General features: G+C 63.7%; 22 protein-coding genes and 1 pseudogene. 10 read left to right on the forward strand and 13 right to left on the reverse strand.

From position 1 onward, the window contains the following. Positions 1-99 precede the first annotated feature (99 nt). From AWB79_RS33385 to AWB79_RS33410, 6 genes are all read left to right on the forward strand, one after another. A complete protein-coding gene (locus AWB79_RS33385) occupies positions 100-447 on the forward strand; it encodes a cupin domain-containing protein (RefSeq protein WP_061171725.1) in 348 nt (115 codons plus the stop codon). A 34-nt stretch (positions 448-481) separates the two neighbouring features. Beyond that, positions 482-1,954 (forward strand): NAD(P)/FAD-dependent oxidoreductase, encoded by a 1,473-nt coding sequence (locus AWB79_RS33390; RefSeq protein ID WP_061171726.1) that lies wholly within the window; start codon positions 482-484, stop codon positions 1,952-1,954. A gap of 10 nt (positions 1,955-1,964) precedes the next feature. Further along, a complete protein-coding gene (locus tag AWB79_RS33395; RefSeq protein WP_061171727.1) occupies positions 1,965-2,918 on the forward strand; it encodes a LysR family transcriptional regulator in 954 nt (317 codons plus the stop codon). A 51-nt stretch (positions 2,919-2,969) separates the two neighbouring features. Beyond that, entirely contained in the window at positions 2,970-4,532 is a 1,563-nt protein-coding gene (locus AWB79_RS33400; protein WP_061171728.1) for a purine-cytosine permease family protein, read from the forward strand. 17 nt (positions 4,533-4,549) lie between these two features. Further along, complete coding sequence (locus tag AWB79_RS33405; protein WP_061171729.1) at positions 4,550-5,686, forward strand: porin; 1,137 nt, start codon at positions 4,550-4,552, stop codon at positions 5,684-5,686. Between the two features lie 68 nt (positions 5,687-5,754). Continuing rightward, on the forward strand, positions 5,755-6,783 hold the full coding sequence (locus AWB79_RS33410; RefSeq protein ID WP_061171762.1) for a sensor domain-containing diguanylate cyclase: 1,029 nt from the start codon (positions 5,755-5,757) through the stop codon (positions 6,781-6,783). A 190-nt stretch (positions 6,784-6,973) separates the two neighbouring features. Here the strand turns inward: AWB79_RS33410 and AWB79_RS33415 are convergent, their stop codons facing one another. The 11 genes from AWB79_RS33415 to AWB79_RS33465 all read right to left on the reverse strand — a co-directional run bounded on the left by AWB79_RS33415 (position 6,974) and on the right by AWB79_RS33465 (position 19,542). Next, positions 6,974-8,116: a BamA/TamA family outer membrane protein gene (locus AWB79_RS33415; protein ID WP_061171730.1), complete on the reverse strand. Its 1,143-nt coding sequence runs from the start codon at positions 8,114-8,116 to the stop codon at positions 6,974-6,976. 261 nt (positions 8,117-8,377) lie between these two features. Beyond that, positions 8,378-9,823 (reverse strand): DUF1254 domain-containing protein, encoded by a 1,446-nt coding sequence (locus AWB79_RS33420; RefSeq protein WP_061171731.1) that lies wholly within the window; start codon positions 9,821-9,823, stop codon positions 8,378-8,380. A gap of 526 nt (positions 9,824-10,349) precedes the next feature. Continuing rightward, positions 10,350-11,384, reverse strand: coding sequence for a LacI family DNA-binding transcriptional regulator (locus AWB79_RS33425; protein ID WP_061171732.1), 1,035 nt, complete (start codon positions 11,382-11,384; stop codon positions 10,350-10,352). Beyond that, positions 11,381-12,493: a glycerol dehydrogenase gene (locus tag AWB79_RS33430; RefSeq protein WP_061171733.1), complete on the reverse strand. Its 1,113-nt coding sequence runs from the start codon at positions 12,491-12,493 to the stop codon at positions 11,381-11,383. Before AWB79_RS33430 ends, AWB79_RS33425 begins: the two co-directional genes overlap by 4 nt. Continuing rightward, positions 12,490-13,251 (reverse strand): SDR family oxidoreductase, encoded by a 762-nt coding sequence (locus tag AWB79_RS33435; protein ID WP_061171734.1) that lies wholly within the window; start codon positions 13,249-13,251, stop codon positions 12,490-12,492. Before AWB79_RS33435 ends, AWB79_RS33430 begins: the two co-directional genes overlap by 4 nt. Before the next feature lies 1 nt (position 13,252). Beyond that, positions 13,253-14,263 carry an NAD(P)H-quinone oxidoreductase gene (locus AWB79_RS33440; RefSeq protein WP_269768028.1) on the reverse strand — a complete coding sequence of 337 codons (1,011 nt, stop codon included), beginning with the start codon at positions 14,261-14,263 and terminating at the stop codon, positions 13,253-13,255. Positions 14,264-14,268: 5 nt separating this feature from the next. Beyond that, the gene (locus tag AWB79_RS33445; protein ID WP_198399151.1) at positions 14,269-14,817 is read right to left on the reverse strand and encodes a 2,4'-dihydroxyacetophenone dioxygenase family protein; all 549 of its coding nucleotides are present in this window, start codon (positions 14,815-14,817) and stop codon (positions 14,269-14,271) included. 43 nt (positions 14,818-14,860) lie between these two features. After that, complete coding sequence (locus AWB79_RS33450; protein WP_061171736.1) at positions 14,861-15,565, reverse strand: ABC transporter ATP-binding protein; 705 nt, start codon at positions 15,563-15,565, stop codon at positions 14,861-14,863. Then, entirely contained in the window at positions 15,549-17,333 is a 1,785-nt protein-coding gene (locus tag AWB79_RS33455; protein ID WP_061171737.1) for a branched-chain amino acid ABC transporter ATP-binding protein/permease, read from the reverse strand. The genes AWB79_RS33450 and AWB79_RS33455 overlap by 17 nt, the downstream gene beginning before the upstream one ends. An 18-nt stretch (positions 17,334-17,351) precedes the next feature. Beyond that, positions 17,352-18,224: a branched-chain amino acid ABC transporter permease gene (locus AWB79_RS33460; RefSeq protein ID WP_061171738.1), complete on the reverse strand. Its 873-nt coding sequence runs from the start codon at positions 18,222-18,224 to the stop codon at positions 17,352-17,354. A 100-nt stretch (positions 18,225-18,324) separates the two neighbouring features. Next, on the reverse strand, positions 18,325-19,542 hold the full coding sequence (locus AWB79_RS33465) for an ABC transporter substrate-binding protein (RefSeq protein WP_061171739.1): 1,218 nt from the start codon (positions 19,540-19,542) through the stop codon (positions 18,325-18,327). Positions 19,543-19,858: 316 nt separating this feature from the next. On the opposite strand from AWB79_RS33465, the pseudogene AWB79_RS33470 reads away from it, so the two are divergent. Next, positions 19,859-20,455, forward strand: a pseudogene (locus AWB79_RS33470) (aldehyde dehydrogenase family protein); the annotation flags it as partial. A 225-nt stretch (positions 20,456-20,680) separates the two neighbouring features. Here the strand turns inward: AWB79_RS33470 and AWB79_RS33475 are convergent. Both AWB79_RS33475 and AWB79_RS39840 read right to left on the reverse strand, forming a co-directional pair. After that, positions 20,681-22,570 carry a serine hydrolase domain-containing protein gene (locus AWB79_RS33475; RefSeq protein WP_061171740.1) on the reverse strand — a complete coding sequence of 630 codons (1,890 nt, stop codon included), beginning with the start codon at positions 22,568-22,570 and terminating at the stop codon, positions 20,681-20,683. Positions 22,571-22,786: 216 nt separating this feature from the next. Then, on the reverse strand, positions 22,787-23,116 hold the full coding sequence (locus AWB79_RS39840; protein ID WP_157695903.1) for a hypothetical protein: 330 nt from the start codon (positions 23,114-23,116) through the stop codon (positions 22,787-22,789). 243 nt (positions 23,117-23,359) lie between these two features. On the opposite strand from AWB79_RS39840, the gene AWB79_RS40865 reads away from it, so the two are divergent. From AWB79_RS40865 to AWB79_RS33485, 3 genes are all read left to right on the forward strand, one after another. Beyond that, positions 23,360-23,488, forward strand: a complete 129-nt coding sequence (locus AWB79_RS40865; RefSeq protein ID WP_269768029.1) for a hypothetical protein — start codon at positions 23,360-23,362, stop codon at positions 23,486-23,488. A gap of 8 nt (positions 23,489-23,496) precedes the next feature. Next, positions 23,497-24,027, forward strand: a complete 531-nt coding sequence (locus AWB79_RS33480; RefSeq protein WP_061171741.1) for a YbaK/EbsC family protein — start codon at positions 23,497-23,499, stop codon at positions 24,025-24,027. A 304-nt stretch (positions 24,028-24,331) separates the two neighbouring features. After that, positions 24,332-25,399 carry a TauD/TfdA family dioxygenase gene (locus AWB79_RS33485; protein WP_061171742.1) on the forward strand — a complete coding sequence of 356 codons (1,068 nt, stop codon included), beginning with the start codon at positions 24,332-24,334 and terminating at the stop codon, positions 25,397-25,399. The last annotated feature ends 38 nt before the right edge of the window (positions 25,400-25,437 follow it).

The following is a 25,437-nucleotide window of genomic DNA, read 5'->3' on the forward strand; positions in this document are numbered from 1 at the left end:
ATCGTGGCTTGTCCCCCCTGCGGGGGGGCATACCGGGGCGTCACGACTCGGTAACTTTGGCGCACCGATTCACTGAAAACCCCGCAGACAAGGAAGCACATGAGCAAGCTGATTCAGGACATCGCGCCGCTGGGCGCAGGCATCGGACAGTTCACGAAACTCGACTACGGCATGGACGAAAGCGACTGGCGCGCGGCCGCAGGCGCGAGCGGCAATTACGTGATCGGCTGGTGGGAGGGCAAGGCCGGCGCCGTCGACTTCCCCGCGACGACCGCCGACGAAGCGGTGTGGCTCGTCGAAGGAAAGATCGCGCTCACCGACGTCAACGGCGGCCGGCGCGAATTCGGGGCGGGCGAGGGCTATCTCTTGCCGGCGGGCTTCGCGGGCCGCTGGGAAACCATCGAGGACGCGAAGAAGTTCTACGTCGTGCTCGAACCGCAGCAATAACCAGCGAAAGCCGCGTTTGACGAGGAGACGCAGCATGAATGAAAGCGCCCAATTTTTCGAAGCGGACCTTGCCGCACCCGCATCCGTCAAGGTGCGCAAGGTGAGCCGCGCACCGGTGGAGCTGGGTGTGGAAGAAGCGCTCGCCCGCACCAGGCTGTCTCCCTACTGGCTCGACAATCCCGCCGAACCGCCCGCCGAACCCGCACTCGCGAGCGACACATGCGCCGATCTGCTGATCGTCGGCGGCGGCTTCACCGGTTTGTGGGCCGCCGTGCAGGCGAAGGAGCAGATGCCCGAACTCGATGTCGTGCTGATCGAAGCAGGGCGGGTCGCGCATGGCGCTTCGGGTCGAGCGGGCGGCATCATCTCGACTTCCGTGATGCATGGCCTGCCCAACGCCGTGCGCGTGTTCCCCAACGATATCGCGGAGCTCGAAGAATTCGGCCAGCGCAATCTCGATGGCTTCGAGGCGACGCTCGCGCGCTACGGCATCGACGCCGATATCGAGTGGAACGGCGAGATGACGGTGGCGGTCGATCCGGATCACATCGAGCATCTGCGTGCCGATCACGATCTGCACAAGTCATATGGTCACGATGTCGTATTGCTCGACGCGGCGGCCACGCGTGCGCAACTCGATTCGCCGTTGTTCGCGGGCGCGCTCTGGTCGCGCAATCGCAGCGGCATCGTGCATCCGGCGAAACTCGCGTGGGGTCTGAAGCGCGCGGCGCTCACGCTCGGCGTGCGGCTCTACGAGCATAGCCCGCTGATCGACGTGACCGACGAAGGCGCGAGCGTGTTCGTGACGACGCCCGAAGGCAGCGTGCGCGCGCCGCGGGTTTTATTCGGCAGCGGCACCGCGAAAGTGGGCATTCCCGATATCAACCGTCGCGTGTTGCAGGTTCGCGATCACGTTCTCGCGACCGAGCCGCTCACCGACGAGCAACTGTCGCGTATCGGCTGGAAGCAGCGTCAGGGCATTTACGACACGCGCACGCAGCTCAATTACTTCCGCCTCACGAAGAGCAACAACATCATCTTCGGCGGCCTCGTCAGCTATCACTTCGATGGCGATCCCAATCCGCCGCGCGACCAGCAGCGCGACACCTACTATCGTCTCGCGGAAGCTTTCTACAAGACCTTTCCGCAACTGAGCGACGTGCGCTTTTCGCACGCGTGGGGCGGTCCGATCGACTATTGCTCGCGCGGATCGGTGTTCGCCAAGCGCTATCTCGGCGACAAGGCCGTGTTCGTCGCGGGGTACACGGGCTTCGGCGTGGCCGCGAGCCGCTTCGGCGCGTTCATGGGCCTGAACATTCTGTTCGATCGCGCGAGTCCCGAGCGTGCACTCGACATCGCCAATCAAAGCCCCACGTATATTCCGCCCGAGCCGGTCCGATGGCTCGCCGCGAAGGTGACCTTCCACGCGTTCGACGGCGCCGATGCCGAAGGCGGCTGGAAGCGCGCGTGGATCAAGGGCATCAAGGCGATGGGCTTTCCCATGTGAGCGCGGCGACATGTTCTCCAATACGTCCGATCTCGATGTGCGCCTCGTGCGCGTGTTCCTTGCAGTCGTCGACGCGCGCGGCATCACGGCCGCCGAAGCGACGCTCGGCGTGCGCCAGTCCACCATCAGCTCGCAACTTTCCGCGCTCGAGGCGCGCATGGGTTTCAGGCTCTGCGAACGCGGGCGCGGCGGTTTCCGCCTCACGTCGAAGGGCGAACGTTTCGTGACGTCGGCGCGCGCGTTGATCGCCGCGACTTCGCAATTCGTCGCTCAGGTGCGCGACATCGATCGCAAGCTCGTGGGCACGTTGTCGATCGGTCTGATCGGGCAGGCGTCGCACGTCGAGAACGCGCGGCTCGCCGAAGCCATCGGCGCGTTTCGCAAGCGCGATCAGGCCGTGCGCTTCGCAATGCGCGTCGCGCCGCCGCAGGAACTCGAAGAATGCCTCGTCAATCATGAGCTCGATCTCGCGATCGGTTACTTCTGGCATCGCGTCGCGGGGCTTTCGTACAGCAAGCTGTTCAGCGAGCGGCAGGTGATCTGTTGCGGGCGCGGCCATCCGCTCTTTCACGCCGACCCGAACGTGACGCTCGACGCGCTGCGCGAGCACGACTGGATCTGGCGCAGCTATCCCGTGCCGGAAGAACTTGCGAGTATCGGCGAGCGGCGGGTGACGGCGATTGCGGACAACATCGACGCGGCCACCGTGCTGATTCTGTCGGGCAGTCATATCGGCTATCTGCCGACGCATCACGCCGAGCCTTTCGAGCAGCGCGGGCTGATTCGCGTGCTCGGGCGCAGCGCCTTCGGTTTCGACGTGCCGCTGCATCTCGCGATGAAGCGCGGCATGGCCGACAAGCCGATCGTGCGCGCCTTCTGTGAAGACCTTTTCGGTGTGTATGGCACGCAAGCGAATGAGCGCGACATGCGCATGCATCAGCAGAAAACACATTCAATCCGATAAAGACCGTGCGTCACGGCAAGCGCCGGACGACACCTCATGGAGCGAGACAACATGGCAGACAACACCAGCGATAACAGCAGCATCACGCAGATCGAAACATTCGGTTTCGAGCGCATTCCGGATGCTTCGCGGTATGCGCGGCCCATCGACCTTTTTCGCCTGCTATTTGGCGGCTGCAACACGTTTTCGACTTCGGTGCTCGGCAGCTTTCCGATTCTGGTGGGGCTTTCGTTCGAGGCCAGCCTGTGGGCCGTTGTGCTCGGCGTGCTCGCGGGCACCTGCATTCTCGCGCCGATGAGCCTGTTCGGGCCGCGCAACGGCACCAGCGATCCGGTTTCGTCCGGCGCGCACTTCGGCATTCACGGCCGGATCGTCGGCTCGTTTCTCGCGGTGCTCACCTCGGTCGCGTTCTTCTCGCTCGCGGTGTGGAGTTCGGGCGACGCGCTCGTGGGCGGCGCGCACGACATGGTGGGACTGCCGGTCAATCCGTGGACGCTCGGCACGGCTTACATGGTGTTCGCCGTGCTCGTGCTGATCGTGTGCATCTACGGCTTTCGCTTCATGCTGTGGGTGAACAAGATCGCCGTGTGGGCGGCGAGCCTCATGTTCCTGCTCGGCGCGTTCGCGTTCGCGAAGTCATTCGATGTCCATTACGCGGGCACGCTGCATCATGGCAGCGCGGGCTTCTGGGCCGCGTTCATCGGCGCGATGCTGGTGGCGCTCTCCAACCCCGTCTCGTTTGCTTCGACGCTCGGCGACTGGGCGCGCTACATTCCTCAGTCGACGCCCCGTCATCGCGTGATGGGCGCCGTGTTCGCCGCGCAGATCGCGACCTTCGTGCCGTTCTTCTTCGGCCTCGTGACCGCGACCATCATCGCGACTCAGGCGCCGAACTACATTGCTTCGAACGACTACGTGGGCGGTCTGCTCGCGGTGTCGCCGCGCTGGTTCCTGTTGCCGATGTGCCTCATCGCGATCATCGGCGGAATGTCGACGGGCACGACCGCGCTCTACGGCACGGGCCTCGACATGTCGAGCATGTTCCCGAAGTTCCTCAACCGCGTGGGCGCGACGACGCTGATCGGCACGCTCGCCATCGGCTTCATCTTTCTTGGCCGCTTCGCGTTCAATCTCGTGGAAAGCGTGGCGACGTTCTCGACGCTCATTTGCACTTTCAGTTGCCCGTGGATGGCGATCATGGTGATCGGCTTCGTGCAGCGCGGCGGCTTCTATCTTGCCGACGATCTGCAAGTGTTCAACCGCGGCGGGCGCGGCGGTCACTACTGGTTCAGCAACGGCTGGAACTGGCGCGCGATGGGCGCGTGGCTCCCGGCGGCGTTGGTCGGCCTCGCGTTCGTGAACCTGCCGGGGCAGTTCGTCGGGCCGCTCGGCGCGCTCGCGGGCGGCTGCGATCTCAGCGTGCCGGTGTCGTTCGCCGTCGGCGGCGTGCTGTATCTGGCGATGCTGTGGCGCTTTCCCGAACCCGACGCCGTGCACGGCCCGCTCGGGCGCCGTCTCGTGGGGGCATCGCGCAAACGCTCCCACGCCGCTGCGCATGCGCCCATGACGTCGCGCGTGCGCGACTTCGCGGGCAATCGCGAACAAGCCGAATGACGCGGGGGAGACACAGCATGAGATCGAAGATCATCGCGGCGGTGGCGCTGCTGATTACGGCGGCCGCGTCGGATGCGCAGAGCACGGTGACGTTGTTCGGCGTGCTGGACGAGGGCGTCAACATGACGAGCAATGCTGGCGGACAGAAGGCGTGGCAGATGTCCAGCGTCGACCGCGTGACGAGCCGCTGGGGTTTGAAAGGCAATGAGGATCTGGGCGACGGGCTGCATGCGATCTTCGACCTGGAAAGCGGCTTCATGCTCGACAACGGCGCCGCCTACTACAACGGGCGGCTGTTCGGTTATCAGTCGTACGCGGGGCTGCAATCCGATACGCTCGGGACGCTCACGTTCGGACGCCAGTTCGATTCGATGACCGACGTCATCGGGCTGATGACGGCGAATGGTTACTGGGGCGGCTATCTGTTTTCCCATCCGCTCGACAACGACAATACCGACGCGACCTTTCACGCGAACAACTCGGTGAAGTTCACGAGCAACGAGTACGGCGGATTCTCGGGCACCGCGCTGTACGGATTCAGCAATCAGGCGGGCGCGTTCGCGGGCAATCGCATCTTCAGCGCCGGCCTGAAGTACAGCTACGAGAGCTTCGCGATCGGCGCCGTTTATGAAGACCTGTCGAATCCTGGCGTGACATCGGCGGGCTCGGTTGCATCGGATGAAGCGGGTTTCGTCGCGGCGAATCAGAAGATCTACGGCATCGGCGCGAGCTATGGCGCGGGGCCGGCGACGCTGGGTCTCGTCTATACGCACGTGAACGTGCAACAGCCGGTGTCGTCGGTTTATCTCGGCGATCTCGGGGTGAACAACGACAGCTTGCGATTCGATAACATTGAATTCAACGCGAAGTACGACCTTCAGCCGGATGTTTCCGTTGGCGGCATGTACACGTACACCATCGCCCATCTGAAGCAAGGCGGCGTCGATCATTCCATGCACTGGAACGAGGTCGGATTGATGGCCGAATATGTATTGTCGAAGCGCACTGGCGTTTATACGCAACTGGTTTATCAGAAGCTGAGCGGAGGCAATACCGGTACGCCGCTCGATACGGCCTTCATTCCCGGCGCGGCGAGCCCCTCGTCGAATTCGCATCAGATGGTGGCGCGGATCGGCATGACGCATTCGTTTTGATGTTTTCCTCGGTTGGCCTGAAGCTGAAGACCGTTACAATCCAGCATCTCAGGTCAAACGAGGTCTTCATGGAATTGATGCTCGAGCGGCTTTCGGAGACGGTTGCTTCAGCGGAAAGTCTGGAGCAGCTCACGAGGCCGCTGCTCGAAATGCTTGAAATAGTCACGGGACTGGAGTCCGTCTATCTGACGTCCATCGATGAAGCCGCCGGAATCCAGTTCGTCGATTTCGCGCGCAACACGGGCGAGCTTCGCATCGACGAAGGTCTGAAGGTGCCCTGGTCCGACACGCTCTGCAAGCGCTGCATCGACGAGGGACGCCGCTTCACGTCGCACGTCAGCGAAGTGTGGGGCGACTCGGAGGCCGCCCGCGCGCTCGGCATCGAGACTTATGCGAGCGCGCCGATTTGCGCGAGCAATGGGCTCGTCATCGGCACGCTCTGCGCCGCGAGCAAGAGAAGCAAGGCTATCGGGCCGCGCGCGCGCAGTGCGCTCAATCTGTTCTCGAAGATCATTGCCCAGCATATCGAGCGCGAACGACTGCTCGAGGAAGTGCGTCGCGCCAACGAATACCTGACGAAGTTTGCTCTCACCGACACGCTGACCGGGCTGCCGAACCGGCGCGCCTTGCAGGACGAGCTGGGCCGGCTGCTGGCGAGGGCGGCGCGAGACGGGTCGTATGTGATCGTCGGCATGATCGATCTCGACGACTTCAAAAAGATCAACGACGAGTTCGGGCACGCGGCCGGCGACAGTCATCTGCGAAACTGCGCGGAACGCATTGCCGGCGTCACGCGAGACACGGACATGCTCGCGCGCATCGGTGGCGACGAGTTCGCGTTCGTGGGTCCGGGCTCCGCCGATCTCGACGAGGCCAACCACACGGCGGCGGAGATCCGGAAGCGCATTGGCCGCGCAGGAACTGGCGCGAGCTTGCCGGGCCATGACGCGGTCGGTGCTTTCGGCTTGAGCGTCGGCGCCGTTGCGGTGCGGTTCGTGAGCGGGGATCAGGCCATCGCGCTTGCGGATAGTGCGATGTACGAGGACAAGCGGGAAAGGAAGCGCAGGCGGATCGAGGCTGAGGCGGCGGGGGAGTGAAGTCGGTCGCACTGGGTGAGCCTGCTGGCGAGACGATCGTCGCTCACATGCCTGCGGGAATGAAGCTTGGGCGCAAACGCTGGAATTGATATTTTGCTGCGGGATCAGTGGGAATTCCCGCCAAAAGAACTGCCACAGCCGTGCGCTTTAACATGATCAGACTCCGATCTTCGAGATTCGGCGTGTGCTATTACCGCCATGCGCTCCCGACCTGGACGTAAAAGGCGTTCTGACCGGGTCCGTGCGCGACGTCGATGCCCATCGAAACCCCCAGCTTGCGTGCGATCAGATAACGGAATCCTGTGCCGAAGGCGAATGCGGTCGGAGCGTCAGAAAAAGAGTGAAGGTTGCCGTACGCCTTGCCGACGCCGCCGAACCCCAAAACCGACCAGCGTGGCGTGATGTTGTAGCGCAGCTCGAGTTCCCCTGTGAGCTGGTTGCGATCCTGATACTTCGCCTGCGAGATGCCGCGCAGGTTCACATAGGGTTGAGCGAAAAAAGGAATGTCGCCTTGAGAGAAGCCCGTATCCGCGCGCAGACCCAGCACCCACTTTTGCGACAGCGGAATCCAGTGATAGCCTCGCGCGGTCTGCATCTCGAAGTTGTCGTCGCTGCCGAAGCCGCCACGCGCGAATTCAGCCTCGAATTCGGCGTACGTGCCCCGGGTTGGATAGAAGATGTTGTCGCGCGTGTCGTAGTCGACGACGATGCCACCCTTGCCGACCTTGACATCTCGCTCGTAGTGATTGATGCCTTGCGGGATGATGGGTCCGAACCGCGTGGTCGAATTGAAGAACGTATATCGGGGGCCGATGAACCAGGGCGAATCACCGAGCCTGAATAACACCTGCTGGACCAGTGCGACGCCGCTCAACTGGTAGGCGTTGGCGCTTCCTTGCACTCCATACCAGTTCAAATGCAGGTTGACCTTGCCGATAACACCCAGATACCGGATGCGATCGTCGTCCCACGTATGAAAGTGCGCGGCAGCCGCGCCCCAGCTGTGCGTGCCTGTGCCGAATCCGCCGATGCCCGTGATGTTGGGCGGGCTCATCTTGCCGCTTTCGTCGGCTGTCTCGGACTTGGCGTCGTCTTGTCGGGGCCTGGAAAAATACAGTAGCCCCAAGCCAAGTCCGTAGCCGATCGCCGGCTCCGTAATGATGGTCGGAACGGGCAATACGCCTCGATGCGACAGGAGCATATCGCTCATGTCGAACTGTCCGTCTTCGGGATCCCTCCATTTCGACGGCGCCTCGTCCGCCCGGGCAGGCAAAGTCAGCGCGACCGACAGGAGAAGAGCGAAAGGCAGGCTGCGCGCCTTTGGATCGGCCACGTTTGTTCCCGGAGGTTGGTTGCCGCCGATTGGACGGTCACCGTTCTAATGAGGGGCCGCAGTAAGATGTACTGCCCCCCGTCTCAATGCTCACTGCCTATACGAGAATTGGCTTCCAAGGCTGGAACCTCGAGCCCATAAGCGGCGGTGGTCCAGATATTGAGACCAGGATTCGCAAGTGCATTCGCGTAGCGCCTCCGAAGTGGCCATGCAGAACGTGCCTATCGCCATGACGAGATGCCGTTTCATGCGGTCCCCCGGTTACTTCACCTGTTCGAAGTCGCCCGGCTTCCAGCTCTTGTCGAAAGCAGCCGCCTCCGGACCATAGATGCGGATATAGGCGAACCATCCCTTTCCCGGGGTCGTCTTGATCCAGCGGCCTTCGGCGCCAGCCGGCGTCGAAGGCCCGACGTAGAGATCCAATGGTGCGTTGGTCGGCACATCCTTGAGCTCGAACAGGGAGCGCAGGGCGGCCTTGTCCTGGTCGGTCTGCACTTGCGAGCGGGTCTCGGCGTCGTAGATGGTCACGGACCAGAACAGCTTGCCGGGCACCGGTTGCGGGATGGTCAGCTTGTAGTTCTTGCCGCCGTCGAGAAAAGCGCCGCCACTATCGCGTACAGCCATCCAGTACAGCGAGCCTGCTCCCGCGCTGCGTCGGAACATGGCCGGCGAGGTCACGATGGCCTGGGCGAACCAGCGGTCGCGCGACTCCAGGTCCATGCCAGCCGGCGTTTCGAACTGGGCGCTGCCGGGCGTCAAGCCAACCCATTCCCACTTGCGGTCCGGCCAGTTCACCCGGTCGGAGCGTGCGCTGTCGAACGCGGACACCAGCATCTGATCGCGCCCGGACTTCGCCGCGCGTTCCAGAATGTCCTTCATGCGGGCATCGGGATTGAAAGGCTTGCCTTTCTCGATGCCCAACTCGGCGAGCAAGCCGTACATCGGCAGGAATTGCGGCACGATTCTTTCTTCATCGATGATCTTGTGCAGCACCTCCCAAAACTGGAGATTGTTTTCCCACCGCAGCGACGAGCTGTCCATCGGTTTATCGCTCGTATCGACGAGCTTGAGCGGGCGGGGATTGGCGGCGGAGGAGAGCGGATAGATTTTGATGGCGCGTAACGCATCGAGTGCGCGAGGCACATTGCCCTCGAGCGGTAGCGCCCGCACGGCGAACAGATTCATCAGGGAGGGCGACGTGCCGACGTGGTAGCCCTTGGGAAGCTCTCCCTTGTAGCCGGCGGGCACCACGAGGTACTTGCCACCCTTGCCGGCATCCGGACCGGGAATGCCGAGGTCCTGCACCCAGCCCTGATTGTGATCATCCACCAGCCCGATATAGGGGCCAGGCGGGAGTTCGATCACGACCGGGCCCTGGCTCAGATCGATGACCGCCGAGGCATACGGTGTGTCCGAGTTGAGCGTAAAGCCGACTTGCCGCGGCCCGGCAGCGGCCATGCCCCAGGACTCTCTGTCCTTGATGCCCAGTTGGCGGTTGCCGTTGAAGATGCCTTCCACCGAGACTGTCGGATACCAGAAACGATATGCCGTCACGGCCCGCTGGAAGTCCGCGTCATTTCGCGCGGCCTGCGTCGTTTGCGGAGTCGGATAACCCTGCTCGAAGGTATAGCCGGTGGCGACCTGGGCAATAGGAGATGTGGATGCGGCAAGTAGCAGCGTGGACAGCATCAGTTTGAAACGTATCATTCGAATCCTCCGCGTGGGCGGCATCCGAAACCGAGTCATTTTCCGGATATCTTGAAAGGCCAACAAAGCCTGTCTGCCAAGAAGTCGCCGGCGACCACAGGCGGGCGATCGATCGGCTTACTCAAAATCTAATAATGGTTTCGCGTGTATATCGCAAGGCGCGTTGAAGATGGGCTTAGTCGCGTTTAATGTTCCGATCGCTTTTGACTGTTTAGGATATTGAAACGGACTTGGGAAAGAAGTCCTTTCGTCGGGGACGTTCATTTTTCCAGTGGGCCGCTACGCAAGCAGACTCCCGGCTCACCTTGCCATCGAGTTTTTCGATCACCGGAGCGCCAGGCGCATTGAGAAGCGCTCGCCATGTTCGACGTGTCCGACGGCCACCGCTCACGGCGATCACGGCGTCGGCACGATTACCCCGAACAGCGATCTCACTTTCGAAGTCGAACCGCCCGGCACAGGAAAGAGAGTCAAGCCGCCGAATCTTGCCGGGTGTAGCCCTCGAGGCCACGCTCATCCGATTCCATCAGGCCCGGACGATTGGCTCCGGCCGCGGTCCGGCAAGCGTCCCGCGTTGCACGACAGGTGCATCGAGCACGATCTCGTCGTCGCCGTCCTTGCCGTCGATCAGCGCCATCAGATGCCGCGCCGCGCGCGTGCCGATCTCCAGCGATGGAACCCGCACCGTCGTAAGCGGCGGCTGGGTGAGCCGGGCCTGTTCGATATCGTCGAACCCGGTCACCGAGAGATCCTCGGGCACCCGAATGCCCTTCGCGCGGCATTCGTCCAGCAGGCCGATGGCCTGCAAATCCGTGCCGCATATCACGACGCTCGGGCGCAGCTTGCCGTCCCAGAGTTCACGCAGCGCCTGCCTTCCGCCTTCGAACGTGAACGGCGCTTCGACGATCCACTCCGGTCTCAGATCGAGGCCCACTTCGCGCAGCGCGGCGCGCGTGCCGGCCTGCCGCGCGCGCACGCGCTCATTGCCGAACGTCGAGCCGCCGCACAGGGCGACACGCCGATGCCCGAATTCGACGATGCGCCGCGCCAGCCCATAGGCGGCCTCGAAGTTCGAGAAGCCGACACAATGCGGATACTGCGTTTCATCGACCGACCAGGTAAGAACGTAGGGCAGGTCATATTGACGCGTGAGTTCGAAGACTTCGGGAGGGTGATCGGTGCCGACGAGCACGAGGCCGTCGACACCGCGTTCGAGAATCGCGCGCAACACTTCGAGCTCGCGCGCCGGCTTGTATTCGTGACTCGCGATCAGCAACTGATATCCATAGCCCCAGAGCGTCTGCTGCAGCGCTTGAATCGAGTCGGCGTAAATGGGATTGTTGAGCGTCGGATAGATCGCCGCGACCGTGCGCGTCTTGCGTGAGGCGAGCGCCTGCGCCGCGCCGTTTCGCACATAGCCGAGCTGCTCGACCGCGCGCTGGACGTTGGCGAGCGTCTGCGGCTTGACCTGGTCCGGCACCGACAAGGCCCGCGACGCGCTGCCGAGCGATACGCCCGCCAGGCGCGCGACATCGGCGAGCGTCGCACGGGTCGGCTTCATGGCGCGCGGCGCATGCGCCCATAGGCATCGGCGCGCGCGATGCCTTCGATCAGCCGTTGCGCCGTCAAAGGCGGCGTCATGTGCCGGCTGTAACGCGTGGCGAGCGTGGCCTCGGCGATGAGCGACTGCTCCACGGGCGTGAGCGGGGCGTGCTGCCCCAGTTGCGCGAGCGTGAGCGGCAATCCGACTGCGGTCATGAGGGTGGCCAACGGTTCGATGTCCTCGGGCGATGAATCTTCGGCGAACAATTGTACAAGCGTGCCGAACGCGACCAGTTCGCCGTGCATCATCGAGGCCATCGCGGGAACCGCCGTGAGACCGCGAATCAACGCGTGGGCGAGCGACAGCCCGCCGCTTTCGAAGCCGACGCCGCTCAGCAGCACCGTCGCTTCGACCACGCGTTCCACGGCATCGGTGAGTGCGCCGCGCGCGACATCGGCATAGGCGCGCGCGCCGTCCTCGAGCAGGGTCGCGAGCGTCGCGCGCGTGAGCAGCAACGCGCTCGGCAACGGCGGCGTGCCGTACGAATTGAGCCCGTTCGCGCGCTGACACTGCCCGGCTTCGTACTTCTTGCTCAGCGCATCGCCGATGCCGGCCGCGAACAGGCGCGCGGGGGCGGCGGCGATCAGCGCGGTGTCGACGATCACGGCGTCCGGATTGCGCGCCAGCATCTCGACGCCGGCAACGCGATGCGACTCGTCATACAGAATGATGAGCCGGCTCGTCGGCGCATCGCTCGACGCGGCCGACGGCGCGACGACGATCGGCGCGTTCAGCGCGCGCGAGACGCCCTTCGCCGTATCGATGGTCTTGCCGCCGCCGATCGCCACGACGGCATCGGCGCCGGTTTCGCGCGCATCGCCGGACAGCTTCGCGATGACCGCCGCCGTGCATTCGCCCGGAAACGCCGCGATGTGCGGCGCGACGCGCGCTTCATCGAGCGAGTGCGCGACCTGTGCCGATACGCGCATGGCGACCGCGCCATCGACGAGCACGAACGCACGGCGCGCGCCGAGTTCCGCGAGCGTCGATCCGAGCGCGGCGAGCGCGCCCGGGCCTTGCGTGTAGCGCCCCGGAAAGCCGATGGTCCGCAATGATGCGTCGGTCATGTCATCAGCCATCCGCCGGCCACGTCGATGACTTGTCCGGTGACGAAGGCGGCTTCGTCGGACGTGAGGAACAGGCACGTCGACGCCACTTCGTCGGGCGCGCCCAGGCGCCGCAACGGGGTTTCCTGCGCGACCTTGTCGTTGGCTTCGCGCGCGACGCCGCGCACGAGCGGCGTGTCGATGCGCCCCGGCGCGATCGCATTCACCGTTATGCCGTGCGGCCCGAGCTCGCCCGCGAGATGCCGCGTCATGCCGATCAGCGCGGCTTTGGTCGTGCTGTAGTGCGCGGCGACGATGTCGAGATAGGCCTTGCCCGCCACCGAGGACATCGACACGATGCGCCCGAAGCGGCGCTCCACCATGCCCGGCGCGAGGAGGCGGCAGAAGTTGAAGACGCTGTTCACGTTCACGTCCATCACGCGGCGCCATTCGTCGGGCGACATCTCCCAGATCGGCATGGGCTTGCCCGCATGCTTCGGCGAAATGCCCGCGTTGTTGACGAGCGTATCGACCGGGCCGAGCGCCGTCTCGATCGCGCGGCATGCGGCCGCGCACGCGGCGTAGTCGCCGACATCGGCTTGCGCGAAATGCACGCGCAGGCCTGCATCGAAAAGACGCCTTGCGAGCGCCGCGCCCGCTGCCTCATTGACATCGACGATGCCGACCGCCGCGCCATCGCGCGCATAACGCTCGACGAGCGCCTCTCCGATACCACCGCCGCCGCCCGTCACCAGAACCACACGCTTGTCGTGCCGCACGTTATTGGCCTCCCACCTTCAGCATGATCTTGCCGATATGTCTGCTCGATTCCATCAGTTCATGCGCATCCTTCACGTCCGCGAAGGGCAGCACGCGATGAATCACCGGCAGCGCGCGGCCCGCTTCGAGCAGCGGCCACACGTGCGCGTGCAGCGCGTGGGCGATCTCCGCCTTCTGTTCGACGCTGCGCGCGCGCAAGGTCGAGCCCGTGAAAGTGAGGCGGCGCAGCATGATCGGCATGGCGTCCAGTTCGATGCGGCTGCCTTCGAGAAAGGCGATCTGCACGAGCCGGCCTTCCAGCGCGAGCGCGCGGATGTTGCGCGGAATGTAGTCGCCGCCGACCATGTCGAGGATGATGTCGACGCCTTTGCCATCGGTGAGCTTCGCGACGGCGTCGACAAAATCCTCGTCGCGATAGTTGATCGCGTGATCCGCGCCCGCGTCACGACATGCCCGCGCTTTCTCGGCATTGCCGACCGTGGTGATGACGCGTGCGCCGAACGCGTGCGCGAGCTGGATCGCCGTGAGTCCGATGCCGCTCGATCCGCCGTGCACGAGGAACGTTTCGCCCGCCTGCAGGCGGCCGCGCTCGAACACGTTGGTCCACACGGTGAAGTAGGTTTCGGGCAAGGCCGCGGCCTGCAACAGCGTGAGGCCCTTCGGCACCGGCAGGCAATGCGACGCATCCGTGACGCAGTATTGCGCGTAACCGCCGCCGGGCACGAGCGCGCAGACTTCATCGCCCCCGCGCCATCGGGTGACGTTCGGGCCCGTTGCGACGATGCGCCCCGACACCTCCAGCCCCAGATGCGGCGACGCGCCCGGCGGCGGCGGATAGGAGCCCGAGCGCTGCAAGACGTCCGGCCGGTTCACGCCCGCGTAAGCGACTTCGATCAGCACGTCGTTCGGGCCGGGCGAGGGCAGCGGTCCCTGGGCGAGCCGCATGCAGCCGGGCGCGCCGCCCGCGCCGTGATCGACGTAATCCATCGATGCAGGAAGAATGGGTGTCATGGCGTTCAACGGATGATCGATTCGATGTAATCGGCCGGCAGACCGATCGACGCATAGTGTCTGCGCGCCGTCTCGATCTTCGTGAAGACGTCCTCGTAACCTTGCGCGACGCCTTGCGGATCGACATACGTGTAGCCGCCCGTCACGTGGAACCAGGTGATCATCTCGGGCACGTCCTCGGGCACGAAGAGCGTGTGCGTTTCGCCTGCCGGCTCGAACGCATAGCCGCCTTGCTCGGCGACCCAGTCGTGTTCGAGGTAGTACCAGCGGCCTTTGAGCACCATCGCGTGAACGGCACCGCTATGGCGATGGCGCGAGATCACGCCGCTGCGGCGCACGCGCAGCAGATTCACGTAATAGCCCTGGCTCGCGTTAAGAATGAGCGGCTTGAACGACACGGTGTCGGTCGCGGGCACCCACAGCTTGTCGTCTTCGAGCCAGTCGGTCATCACGCCGCCGTGCACGAGATCCTTTGACATGTAAGGCGCTTGCGGCAATTGATACGCGACGACTTGTTCATCGGGCTTCACTTGCGACTTCACTTCGGTCTGCATGAGTTTTTCTCCGTGGTTTCTGGCGCAGCGCCGGTCGATCCGGTCAATGACCGAGATAGGCGCGCCGCACGTGGGGACTGTCGAGCAATTCTGCGCCCGTTCCGGAAAGCGCGATGGCGCCGTTTTCCAGCACATATCCGCGATCCGCGAGCTTGAGCGTATGGAACACGTTCTGTTCGACGAGCAGCACCGTCACGCCGCGCGCCGCGACCGTGCCGACCACCTCGAACATCTGTTCGACGAGCAGCGGCGAAAGGCCGAGCGACGGCTCGTCGAAGATCAGGAGCCTGGGCGCGGACATCATGCCGCGCGCAATGGCGACCATCTGCTGCTCGCCGCCCGACAGCGAGCCGGCCAGCTGCGTGAGACGCTCGCGCACCCGCGGAAAGAGTTCGAGCACCTCTTCCATGCGTTCGCGCCGCGCGCCGCGCGCCGCATGACGGAAGGCGCCCATCAGCAGGTTCTCCTCGACGCTCAGGAACGGAAAGAGCTGCCGGCCTTCCGGAATCATCGTGACGCCCATCGCGACGATGTCGTGCGACGTTCGTCCAACCAGTTCCTGTCCCTGAAACGTGATGCTGCCGCCGCGCGCCGCGACGATGCCGCACAGCGTCTTCAGCGTCGTGGTCTTGCCCGCGCCGTTCGCGCCGACGAGCGTGACGATCTCGCCTTCCTGCACATCGAGCGAGACGCCGCGCAGAACTTCGCTCTTGCCGTAGCCGGCCGAGACGTTATGCAGCTTGAGCATCGAGATACCCCTTGCCGAGATAGGCCTGGATCACCTGCGGATCGTTGACGACATCGGACGGCTTGCCTTCCTTCAGCATGCGCCCGGCATTGATGACGATGATGCGGTCCGACAGCGCCATGGTCGCCTGCATCATGTGCTCGATCATCAGCACCGCGACGCCCGAATCGCGGATGCGCCGCACCATGTTGATGGCGCGCGAAATATCGGCGGGATTGAGCCCGGCCATCACTTCGTCGAGCAGCAGCGCGCGCGGGCGCGTGGCGAGCGCGCGCGCCACTTCGAGGCGCTTCATGCCGCCCACGGTCAGGCTGCGGGCTTCGGCGTCGAGCAAGGAAGTGAGGTCGGTGATCTCCGCGACTTCGCGCGCGATCGATTCCGCTTCCGCGCGCACCCGTGTATGCATGAACGCGCCGAGCATGATGTTCTCCAGCACCGAAAGACCCGCGAACGGCTGCGCGATCTGGAACGTTCGGCCGATGCCGTCCTTGGCGAAGGCATCGGGCGTGCGCGGTTCGGCCCAGCCGCCATCGGCGAGCCGGATTTTGACGGTGCCTTCGTTCGGCCGGATGAAGCCCGAGAGCTGATTGAAGACCGTGGTCTTGCCCGCGCCGTTCGGGCCGATCACGCCGAGAATCTCGCCGGCGTGCAGCGTGAGGGACACGTCGTCGGTGGCGACCAGTCCGCCGAAGCGCTTCTTCAGATGCTCCGCGACCAGCAAGGGCGTGCCGAGCGGCAAGGCATCGGCGGGCGCGATCGACTTCGCCGGTTTGGGAGCGGGCGCGCGCGCGCCGGGCAGGCGGTCGATAAAGCGCAGCACATAGGCGCCGAGATGCCCGACGAGCCCGCGCGGAATGAACAGCACGACGAGCACCAGCACCACGCCATACACGAAACCATGCGTGCCGCTGCCGAACGAACTGAGCCAGCCGCGCGCGAGCTCGGCGATCGGCAGCACGAGCACGGTGCCCGCGAGCGGCCCGGCCACGCTGCCGAGTCCGCCGATGAGCGCGAACATCGCAATCTGGATCGACAGTTCGAGCGAGAACGCGGCGGACGGATCGATGAAGGTGAGATACATCGCGTGAAACGAGCCGATCAGGCTCGTCAGCATGGCCGAGATCACCGCCGCGCCGATCTTCACCTTCACCGCGTTCACGCCGACGGCGCGCGCCGCATCCTCGCGCTCGCGCACGGCGATCAGATAGAAGCCGAAGCGCGAACGGCGGATGAGCCACGCGGCCCACAGCGTCACCAGCAGAAAGCCGAACGCGATCAGCAGATACGCCCACTTTTCGCGCAGCACCATCCATTGCAGGCCGATATTGAGCGGCACGTTCAGGCCCGCCGAGCCGCCCGTCCAGCTTTCCTCGTGCACCGTGAGCAGGCGGCACACTTCCAGAAACGCGATGGTGGCGAGCGCGAAGAACGGCCCGCGCAGCCGCAGCGTCGGATACGCGATGACGACCGCCGCCGCCGCCGAGATCGCCGCGCCCGCGAACATGCCGAGCCACGGCGTGATGCCGAAGTGGACGACGAGCAGCGTCGCCGCGTACGAGCCGATTCCGTAGAACACGGCGTGCCCGAGCGAGAGCTGCCCGGCGAATCCGCCGACGATGTTCCACGCGGTGGCGAGCGCGCCGAAGATGCACACGAGCACGGCCAGGTGGAATGCGAACGGCGATTGCAGCGCGAACGGCACGGCGAGCAGCGCGAAGAGCGCCAGCGCGCCTGTGTAGCCGCGCGGATGCAGGAGATTGGGAAACATCGGATGCCTCGCTGAACGTTATTCGGAGCCGCGTCCGAGACCGAAGAGGCCGGTCGGGCGCACCACGAGAATGACGAGGAAGATGGCGAAATAGACGACTTCCTTCATGTCGGGCGAGATGTAGTAGCCCGCGAGACTGTCGATGAGCCCGATCACGATCGACCCGACGAGCGCGCCTGGCAAGCTGCCGAGACCGCCCAGCACGACGATCACGAACGCGGTCAGCACGAAGTACTGGCCGACGGTCGGGAACACCGGATACTGCGCGACCAGGAGGCCCGACGCGAGTCCGACCAGCGCCGCGCCGAGGCCGAACGCGAGCACATACGTCGTCTTTACGTTGACGCCCATGAGCGACGCCGCGTAACGATGCTGGGCCACCGCGCGAAACGCGCGCCCGGTGTACGTGCGCTGAAGAAACAGATGCAGACCGCCCGCGACCGCCAGCGCCGCGACGAAGGTGATCAGTTGCCCGCTCACGACGTTGATGCCGCCGAACTGCAGCGGCTCCGTGCCGAAGCTCACGTCGACGGGATGAACGTCCGCGCCGAAGATCATCAGCGCGAGATTGACGAGCGCGGTCGACACGCCGACGGTCGCGAAGATCTGAATGTGGGCATCGGCGGAAAGCAGCGGCTGGATGATGAAGCGCTGGATCAGCACGCCGAGCGCGAACAGCAGCAGCGCGACCGGAACCGCCGACAAGTACGGATGCCAGCCGAGCTTGGCGGCCAGCAGCCAGACGGCATACATGCCGACCATCAGCAGCTCGCCGTGCGCGAAGTTGACCACGCGCACGACGCCGAAGATGAGCGTCAGGCCGATGCTGATGATCGCGTACGCGCCGCCGAGCAACAGGCCGTTGACGAGAAGTTGCAAGAAAATGGACATGCTCGTTTCCTGGAGACCGCGCAGCGCGTGCGCGCCGCGCGGTTCGAGTGAAAGAGGAAGGCGGACTTGCGGGAGCTTGATTACCGGGTTGGTTACGCCGTCATTGCGCCGTGACCGGCTTGGCGATCGCGACCGCCTCCGGATACACGGTCACGAGCTTGCCGCCTTGCCACTGCATGACGTTGGTGGTCGCGAGCTGGTTCTGGCCGTTTTCTCCGAACTGGAAGCCCCAGCCGGCCGCAGTCGTACCGGTCGCCTTCTTGTAGCCGAGCACGGCGGCGCGGATCTTGTCCTTGTCGGTGGATTTCGCGCTGGCGAGCGCGTCGAGGAAGGCCTTGGCGCCGACGTAGTTCACGAGGCTGTGACCCGAGCGAGGTGCCATGCCGAAGCGCTTTTGATACTCGGCATTGAATTGGTCCAGGCCGGGCGCGCCTTTCTCGTTCATCGCGACCTGCGGGAAGTCGATGTCGTACACGCCGTTCATCTGCGCGCCGACGGCCTTCGCCGTATCCGCAAGCGAGTAGCCGCCGCCCGCGCCGATCACCGCCTTCGGCCTGAAGCCTGCCTGCGCGGCCTGGCGGAAGAACAGGATCGAGTCGTTCTGATACGAGGTCTGCAGCACGACGTCGACATCCGCGCCCTTCAGACGAAGAATCAGCGACGAAAGGTCGACGCTCTTCGCCGAATACGGCAGCACCTGCACGACGTTCAGCCCGAGCTTCTTCGCGCCTTCCTTCTGGAAGCCGGAAACGAGGGTGCCGTACGGCCCGTCTTCCGCGATGATCGCGATCTTCAGCGCCTTCGGGTCCACTTTCAGTTGCGGCGCGACGACCTTGGTGAGCGCTTCGAGCGTGCTGTCCGCGAAGTTCTTGCCCGTCGCGTTGCTGCGATACAGATACTTGAAGCCGCGTCCGGTGATGGTGTCGGCGGTCGCGCCGAGTTCGAAGTAGGGCACGCCGGCGAGTTCGGTTACCTGCGTCGCCGCCGACGACACCGCCGACGAGTAACTGCCGAACACGGCCGACACGTTTTCCACCGACGTCAGGCGACGCGCTTCGCCGACGGCCTGGTTGGCGTCGACGGCATCGGCTTTCACGAGCACCACCTTCTCGCCGTTGATGCCGCCCGCGGCGTTGCGCTCGTCGACCGCGAGCTGCACGCCGCGATAGCTTTCGTCGCCGAGCAGCGCGAGTCCGCCGCTGAACGGGAACAGCGCGCCAATCTTAATGCCGGCGGCATGCGCGGCGGTGAAGGTCGATGTGACGAGGCATGCGGCGACGAGCGCGCGCAAGGCGGTGCGGGGGAAAGTCGAGGACATGCGTTGTCTCCTTGTGTTGTTCGGGCCTGCTGCAGTCTTCCAAATTTGAAGCGCTTCAGAAATATGGCGTGTGGCGAGCGACATGGCTGCGGTTGTCACCTCTTGGCGGTCTGTGCCAAATGGAGCGGCGCAGTATCGGACCGATCGACAACAACATGTTCCGTCAAAAACGCAAAATTGAAGCGCTTCAATTTTGCGTTTTATCAAGCCGATTCGTCAACCAAGGGTTTGCACGTAAGAGGCGTCCGATGCGCGACGGACCGCGACTCGCTGGCTCGACGTGATCCGTGTCAGGTTGCGCGAGAGGCACCGGGTAAATCTATTCGCCGCCGTCGAAGGCTCGATGGCATCGAAGTATCGGAACAACGGGCAGACTTGCGTGTGCACGAATCGCTTCTATGTGCACGAACGCGTGTACGACGCCTTCGCGCTGAAACTCGCCGAGGCCGTCGGCAAGCTGAAGGTCGGTCATGGCGTCGAGGCGGCTGTGGCGCTCAGGCCGCGCATCGATGACGCGGAGGTCAAGAAAGTCGAAGCGCATATCGCCGATGCGCTGGGCAAGGGCGCGTCGGTCGTCGCGGGCGGCAAGCGTCATGCGGTGGGTCACGGCCTTTTCGAGCCGACCGAGCTCACGAACCCGACCGTCGACATGTGCGTCGCGAAGGAAGAGACCTTCGGGCCGCTTGCGCCGCTGTTCCGCTTTTCGAGCGACGAGGAAGTCGTGCGCCTCGCCAACGACACCGAGTTCGGCCTCGCCGCGTATTTCTACAGCCGCGACATCGGACGCATCTGGCGCGTGGCCGGGCAACTGGAGTACGGCATGGTCGGCATCAACACCGGGGCCATCTCGAACGAGGTCGCGCCGTTCGGCGGCGTCAAGCAGCCGGGGCTGGGGCGCGAAGGTTCGCGCTAAGGCATCGACGATTATCTGGTCGTCGAGTATTTGTGTAGGGCTGTTTGAGTGTGTGAGCGGATTCAGTCGTTGCCGCGGCGCGAGTCGTGTCGCTCAACGCGGCCGCGCCATCGCCACGCGAATCGTCGAGTACGTTCGGCTGGGCGCCGGGCCTCGGCGCCGTTCGAGAGCATGGTCGCGCGAGCGGCGCGACATAAAGCGCCGCACACCCGACTCACGCCACCTTCAAAGCTTCGCGTATATCGAACTCCCCAGCGTCAACGTCGTTCCGCTCCCCGCCGATGCAAAACGAATCTCATAGAGATCGCGGCCGAAGTTGCCGGGTATCTTCACCGACATTCCGCCACGGTCGTCCGCCAGCGGCACGAAGAGCTGATAGTTGAGATCGGTGTTGCCGTACAGGACATAACCCGGCAACTCGGACAACGTCGTGAGATAAGCCGGTTCATTGCCGAGGATGACGATAGGCACGGCCGTGGGCGAATCGTTCGTCAGGGTCCACTGCGTGCCCAGACGTTGCTGCCACGCATTGTCGAGCGGCGCGAGCGGAGCCAGTTGCTGACCGATCGGCAGCGTCAGATACGCATAACCCGCGCCCGGCACGACGCGCTTCATCAGATAGCGATAGCTATACGCCTGTCCGCTTTCATCCGTTCCCGTTGCGACCGCGAAACGATACGACGCGGCGTCCGTGCTGTTCCAATACCAGCCGTCGCTGCGATATTGGTAAGCCCCTACCTGCTTCCACGCCCGCGCTTTGCCGTCCCATTTGTTTATTTGCAGACTGCCGTCCGGATTGGCGATCGTCTGGTACGGCGTCTCCGAACTCCCATAGATGCCGGCCGCAGTGGCAATGCCCGGACCGGACGCGGCGGGCGGCGCGCTCACGCTGACCTTGGCGGGCAGCGACGCGATGGTGCCGTCCTCCTTCAACGCGGACAGCACGAGACTTTCCGCGATCTCGCGCGCGTCGTAGCCTGAATTGCCGGTCACCATCAACGCGAGTTGCGCTTGCGGCACGACGAAGAATTCGCTCGTGTAGAACGCGGTGCCGCCATCCTTTTCCCATCCGAGGACGCCCGCCGCCGCGAGCGCGGGCTGCTGGACCGAATCCCATCCGAGACCCCAGCGCCATTCGGGCGACGGGTTGATCAGAAGGCCCGTCGACTGATCCGTGCCCATCTGCGCGATGCCTTCCGCCGACACCACACGCTGCCCCTGAAACACGCCGCCGCCCAGAAACATTTGCGCGAGATTCATCATGTCGGCGGGTGTCGAGCTCAGGCCGCCGGTCGCGTAGGCATTCACGAATTCCTGATACTGCGTGCCTTTCGCAAAGGGATACGAGAAGGAACCGCCGGTGGGCACGGCCGTCAGATAACTCGAATTCGTCATCTTGAGCGGCGCGAGGATGTTCGCCTGAACGAAGTTCGCAAAGCTCTGCCCCGTCACCGCGAAAACGAGCTGCTCGACCATCGTGAAGCCGTCGTTGCAATACACGGCGAGCTCGCCGGGATAATGCTTCAGATGCGTGTTCGCGAGTTCGGCTTGCGTGTCGGCGGCATAGCCGGGAACCGGCGCGAACGTGAAGAGATTGCGCGAATTGGTGCCGGGCAATCCCGACGAATGCGACAGCAGATGACGCGTCGTGATCTTCGCGAACTCGGGCGAAAGCATCGTGAACGTCGGCAGATATTTGACGATTGGCGTATCGAGCGTGATGAGTCCGCGGTCCTGCAGAATCGCCGCGGCGAGCGCCGGAAACAGCTTGCTGACCGAGCCGATATTGAAACGCGTCTGGGTGGTCGCCTGCGTCTGGTTCGGCACCGACGATACGCCGAACGCCTGCTGCCAGAAGACGTTATTGCCCTTGAGCATGGCGATGGATATCGCCGCGACGGGCTCAGTCGGATCGTTTATCGCTTGCTGGATGGCCTGCTGCCCCATCGCGACGGTTTGCGGATACGACTGCGAACCGGAGTCGTCGCTGCCGCATCCCGGCAACAGTGTCGCAAGCATTCCGGCGCCGGTAAGACCGAGAAAATGTCGGCGGCCTGCGCTGGCCAGGTCCGGATTGAAGGGCAATACCTCGCTGGCACGGTCGGATTGGGGCACGACGTCTCTCCTTATTGTTTTTCGCGGGGCGTACTCTGTGCGGCTCGAACCTTTTGCGCTGGATTATAGGCATGAAAACCATGTCGACGCATACATTAGATTAAATCGATTCGCTCGGCGGAAAAGGCACTGCCCGGCGGATTGCGGTTGCGTGGCGCGTGGCCTTTTCCTGTTTCTATACTGCTCGCTGAGCAATCGAGTTCCAAATGCGCGAAATTATTTATTTAATTTCATAATTTCGCGCTGGCAGGCATACCACTCCTTTCGAGGCCGCACGAGATGATCGATCAGGCAGCGTCCTCGTGGCCTTATATCGTCGGATTCGGGGTGGTGATGCGCGCATTGGGCCGCGCGTTGAAGTGGATTCATTCCATCAAGAGCGGGCGGGCGGTGGCAGACGCCAGGCGCGCCTGATTGGATCATCTCCAGACCCGCTGCGATGTCGAAGAAGCCATCAAGCAGTTCAATCGATACGAACGACTTCGCGCGGAGCACTTGCGACGCATTCAGTCGCGTGGCGGCGATCTCGGGCGGCTGACCGAACAAGACGAGCAGAGGCCGACAGATTCGCCCGGGACAACGTGGATCTGTCTTCCACGGCGGCAGCCATGGTTTCGGACTCAATGTTTGTCGCCGGTGCGCGGCGGGGTACGCGCATCTGCGCGGTGTGACGGGCGTCGATTATCAGGCGCTGGCGTATCCGTTCGACGCGATGCAGAACATGGCGCATCGAACGGCATCTGCTGGAATCGATGGCCGTCGCCACAGCGCTCGTGCCGAAGACTGGCTATGCTCGCGCGGCAATCGGTGGCCGACGGCCGTTCGCTGGTGACGATTCTCGATGAGTCCGGCTTGCTTTCGCGCGACGACACCATCGCGGCGATTCGCCAGGCGTCGTGTCCGGTATTCGACGCCTGAACTTTTGAATGACGAACGCGAACGACAGCATGCTGGGAAAAGACGAAGTTCTGAGCCTTCTCGAAGAAATCGATGTTCCGTTCTCATGCGAGGAACACGAGTCGGTGCTCAACATGTCCGCGTCCGACATGTTGACGCTGTCGTTGACGGGCGCGCGCTGCAAGAAACTGCTGTTGCAGGACAAGAATGGACACTACTTTCTCGTCGTGACGACGGCCACGAAGTCGCTCGACCTTGCAGCGCTCGCTGCGGCGTTAGGAAGCAAGCGTCTGTCGTTCGCATCGGCGGATACGCTTTTCGACCGCACGGGTTCGTTGAGCCCGCTCGCGCCAATCAATGACGATGCAGAACGCGTGCGCCTCGTCATCGATACCGAACTGAGCGGCGAAGATAACTTTCTGTTTCATCCGCTTGAAAACGATGCGAGCGTTTCGCTTTCCAGAAGGGGCCTCGACACGCGTTCTTGTGCCATATCGACCATCCGGCGCACTGGACGCTCGTCCCTGCGCGATAAACGTCCGCGATTCGTGGGCGCTTGAATCTGTCTAGACAACAGCGCTGCAATACGGTGCAAGCGAGGCCGGAGCGTCTTTTAAGCGTGACGCGTCACATCATCGACATCACCCGCGCCTTGTCCCGAATGACGAGCTAGGTGTTTGCCCGCATGGCTGCGACATCTTCTTGATGCAACAGTCTTCGCAGGTTTATTTTATGTCTCTTGTATATACAAGCACGCAATGCGGCGGATGCACACGTCCATCAACGGTCCGAATCGAGCGTGATTGCGGATATGTTCTGTCGAAATTGCAGTACGGCCACCGTCTCAATCACTCTGGAGCGCAAATGTCTTCCGCCGAATATCTGCAGGGCGCGTGTGTATGGCACGGCGCCGACATGCAGACGAGTCCCCGATGGGTCAAGCACTTTCCCGCCGCCGTGCTGGACGAGATCGATACCGCAGTCCACAAGGCGAGCGATATCGATTGGCAGGACGTCAATCGCGATAACTTTCCGCTGCCGAGCGCCGCGCCGTTTTTCGATGACGTGCGCGCCGAACTGGAGAACGGCTCTGGGATGGTGAAGATCGTCGGGCTCGATGTCGGTCGTTACGACGCGGAACAGTTGCGCCGCATCTGGTACGCATTGGGTCGGCATCTCGGCACGCCGATGTTCCAGAACCGTCGCGGCGAATTGATGCGCGAAATCAAGGACGAAGGCGCGGGCGTGGGCGCGAAACTTTACGGCGCGACGGTGGATGCATCGGGCAAGGAGTTTCTTTCGTCGGGCGCGCGTACGTTGTCGCCCGGAGAACTGCGCTTTCATACGGACCGCTGCGACGTCGTGGGCCTGCTGTGCGTGCGTCAGGCGTCGGAAGGCGGCGTCAGCAAGCTCGCCAGCAGCGCGACCGTGTACAACGAAATGCTCAAGCGCCGCCCGGACCTGCACTCGCTGCTGTGCAGGCCGATTCCGCGCAGCCGCTTCGGCGAGGAAGCCGGCGGCCAATACGTGAGCTACGATCTGCCGGTCTTCGGCGTGCGCGAGGGCAAGCTCACGAGTCACTTCTCGCTGACCTACATCGAGAACGCGCAACTGCTTCCCGGTGTGCGCAGACTGAGCGATGCCGAACACGAAGCGCTGCGCCTGCTGCTGCAACTCGCACAGGAACATTGCTTCGAGATGCGCTTCGCGCCCGGCGATATCCAGTTGCTCAACAATCACATCGTCTATCACGGGCGCACGGCCTTCAAGGACGACGCAAGCACGGGCCAGGATCGCATGCTGATGAGACTGTGGCTGTCGGTGCCCAATTCGCGCGCGCTGCCCGAAGATCACGCGATTCTCTGGGGCGACGTCGCGAGCGGCATGCCGCACGGCGGCATCGCGCAACCGGCCACGCCGTGCACGGTCTGAGCGCGAGACTTTTTGTTTTATAGCGCGGCTGTGGCATG

Source organism: Caballeronia hypogeia (assembly GCF_001544875.2).
Classification (GTDB): Bacteria; Pseudomonadota; Gammaproteobacteria; order Burkholderiales; family Burkholderiaceae; genus Caballeronia; species Caballeronia hypogeia.

Excerpts from the sequence above, each read along its gene's own strand:
- AWB79_RS33445 (WP_198399151.1), bottom strand. The coding sequence starts at position 14,817 with ATGCAGACCGAAGTGAAGTCGCAAGTGAAGCCCGATGAACAAGTCGTC.
- AWB79_RS33480 (WP_061171741.1), top strand. The coding sequence starts at position 23,497 with ATGACGAACGCGAACGACAGCATGCTGGGAAAAGACGAAGTTCTGAGC.
- AWB79_RS33430 (WP_061171733.1), bottom strand. The coding sequence starts at position 12,493 with ATGACCGACGCATCATTGCGGACCATCGGCTTTCCGGGGCGCTACACG.
- AWB79_RS33410 (WP_061171762.1), top strand. The coding sequence starts at position 5,755 with ATGGAATTGATGCTCGAGCGGCTTTCGGAGACGGTTGCTTCAGCGGAA.
- AWB79_RS33450 (WP_061171736.1), bottom strand. The coding sequence starts at position 15,565 with ATGCTCAAGCTGCATAACGTCTCGGCCGGCTACGGCAAGAGCGAAGTT.
- AWB79_RS33420 (WP_061171731.1), bottom strand. The coding sequence starts at position 9,823 with ATGATACGTTTCAAACTGATGCTGTCCACGCTGCTACTTGCCGCATCC.
- AWB79_RS33385 (WP_061171725.1), top strand. The coding sequence starts at position 100 with ATGAGCAAGCTGATTCAGGACATCGCGCCGCTGGGCGCAGGCATCGGA.
- AWB79_RS33455 (WP_061171737.1), bottom strand. The coding sequence starts at position 17,333 with ATGTTTCCCAATCTCCTGCATCCGCGCGGCTACACAGGCGCGCTGGCG.
- AWB79_RS33400 (WP_061171728.1), top strand. The coding sequence starts at position 2,970 with ATGGCAGACAACACCAGCGATAACAGCAGCATCACGCAGATCGAAACA.
- AWB79_RS33460 (WP_061171738.1), bottom strand. The coding sequence starts at position 18,224 with ATGTCCATTTTCTTGCAACTTCTCGTCAACGGCCTGTTGCTCGGCGGC.
- AWB79_RS33465 (WP_061171739.1), bottom strand. The coding sequence starts at position 19,542 with ATGTCCTCGACTTTCCCCCGCACCGCCTTGCGCGCGCTCGTCGCCGCA.
- AWB79_RS33390 (WP_061171726.1), top strand. The coding sequence starts at position 482 with ATGAATGAAAGCGCCCAATTTTTCGAAGCGGACCTTGCCGCACCCGCA.
- AWB79_RS33485 (WP_061171742.1), top strand. The coding sequence starts at position 24,332 with ATGTCTTCCGCCGAATATCTGCAGGGCGCGTGTGTATGGCACGGCGCC.
- AWB79_RS40865 (WP_269768029.1), top strand. The coding sequence starts at position 23,360 with ATGCTCGCGCGGCAATCGGTGGCCGACGGCCGTTCGCTGGTGACGATT.
- AWB79_RS33405 (WP_061171729.1), top strand. The coding sequence starts at position 4,550 with ATGAGATCGAAGATCATCGCGGCGGTGGCGCTGCTGATTACGGCGGCC.
- AWB79_RS33440 (WP_269768028.1), bottom strand. The coding sequence starts at position 14,263 with ATGACACCCATTCTTCCTGCATCGATGGATTACGTCGATCACGGCGCG.
- AWB79_RS33395 (WP_061171727.1), top strand. The coding sequence starts at position 1,965 with ATGTTCTCCAATACGTCCGATCTCGATGTGCGCCTCGTGCGCGTGTTC.
- AWB79_RS33425 (WP_061171732.1), bottom strand. The coding sequence starts at position 11,384 with ATGAAGCCGACCCGTGCGACGCTCGCCGATGTCGCGCGCCTGGCGGGC.